This is a genomic window from Cellulophaga omnivescoria (assembly GCF_001999725.1).
GTDB classification, from domain to species: Bacteria; Bacteroidota; Bacteroidia; order Flavobacteriales; family Flavobacteriaceae; genus Cellulophaga; species Cellulophaga omnivescoria.
Genome location: NZ_MDDP01000036.1, coordinates 1 through 1,717, shown reverse-complemented (window position 1 = coordinate 1,717; position 1,717 = coordinate 1). Strand labels below are relative to the sequence as shown.

Annotated in this window: 1 protein-coding gene and 1 pseudogene; one reads left to right on the top strand and one right to left on the bottom strand. The window is 28.0% G+C overall.

Annotated features, from left to right (window positions below; translation table 11 throughout):
- Positions 1-40 precede the first annotated feature (40 nt).
- Complete coding sequence (locus BFJ87_RS12965; RefSeq protein WP_077405332.1) at positions 41-949, bottom strand: DUF1963 domain-containing protein; 909 nt, start codon at positions 947-949, stop codon at positions 41-43.
- Between the two features lie 384 nt (positions 950-1,333).
- On the opposite strand from BFJ87_RS12965, the pseudogene BFJ87_RS12960 reads away from it, so the two are divergent.
- Positions 1,334-1,654 (top strand): annotated as a pseudogene (locus BFJ87_RS12960) (IS110 family transposase); the annotation flags it as partial.
- Positions 1,655-1,717: the final 63 nt, after the last annotated feature.

Below are 1,717 nucleotides of genomic sequence, written 5' to 3'. Positions count from 1 at the left end.
TTTACCTCAGTTCTTTGTTGTACACAGTACTTTTTATTTTCTATGTTCCTTGAAAAGCCATAATTACATTTTCAATATTTTTCTTTTCTAAATTTTCAGGTTCAATTCCAAAATACATTACTGCATTTCCGCCAAATCTACTTAAATCTGAATTTCTGTCATTACAGTCGAGTTGTAATAATATTCTATATTTTTTTGAAATTTTCTCAATTTCCGATTTTTTTGATTCGTAATCTTCAATAGTTTTAATTTCCAATTTTTTAGTTGCGAAATCAAACACTACACTTGACTGAACAGACCTATCTTCTCCAAGAATTTGATGAAAATTATCAGTTTCTTGATTAGTCAGATTGTCAATAAATTCAGTTACAGTTTCATAGAAATGGCTAAAGTCATCATATTTTGATTCGTATTTCTTTATTTTATAATTTTCGTCATCTGGCAATGTATAATACTCAAAATATTCAATTTGAGCAGACTTAAATTTGCCTTCTAAAAAGTATTCTTTTGGGAATTCAATTCTTTCAATGTTTTCCGTGTTTTCAAGATAAATCAGTTTGTAACTTGATTCTTTATTCATAAATCCCGGATAATCTTGGTCAATAAATACAAAAGTATAAAGCATTCCATTTTTTGGAAGTTTATTTTGTAAATCGTATTTACTCAATTCACTTAAATTGTATTGTGCGCAAAAAGTCAAATATTCATTTTCAAATTTGGGCCATTTAAAATCTTTTGGTAGGTCTGGATTTCCTCCAATTTTAGATTTTCCAATTCCTATTTCATTGTCTTCTTTCGATTTGGTTTTTATTCCAATTGTAGGTTTTATTAAATCAAGTATTTCTAATTTATCTGAACTTTCAATATCATAATTAGATTCGATAACGTGTTTTTTAATTTTTTCAAATTTATTTTGTCCGAAGCTAAATAGTGAAGATAAAATTGTCATTTAAATCAGATGTTTTTTTATTATGTTTTTACGTCCAGCGTATTGTGTACAACGTGTTTGTGTATGATTAGTTGCGTGTTTAAGCAACTAATTTAGCAAATAAAAACCGAATAGAATATTCCGCAGGAATATTCGTAAGTAGGCGAATACTAGCAATTAATTATACACGGCTTAAGCTTGTAAATCATTAAATTAGAAACATAAACAGAAAGCACAAAAGAGAGGATTAAGGTTATTATACACGCAGAGACTACAGATCTCGTCAACATTGAAAATCCCCTCTCTTTTCTACACAGATTTCGTACAGTTCTATGAGGCTTTTAAGACCTCGATTTTAAGTCGTTGAAACTCGCGTAGGTTGTCCTTTCAAAAAAACAATTTCTTATGAATAAAGATATTAAATATTTTGGAATAGACATTAGTCATTTGGTTTTTGATGTTACAGATTCAGATGGTAATTATTATCAGTTTAAAAACACTATTTCAGGCTTTAAAAAGTTCGAAAAATTATTAGATCTATCGAGCCATTGTGTGATGGAAGCAACAGGATATTATCACTATCAGTTAGCTTATTATTTACTTGAATCAGGTATTAAAATATCTGTAGAAAATCCATTAGCGGTAAAGCGATTTATACAAATGAAGTTGTCTAAAATAAAGACAGATAAGAGTGATTCTAAACTTATATGTGAGTATGCCAGTCAGTGAGACTTAAAGTTGTGGAAAGCAAGTTAAAAAAAAAAAAAAAAAAAATTTTAAAAAAAAAAA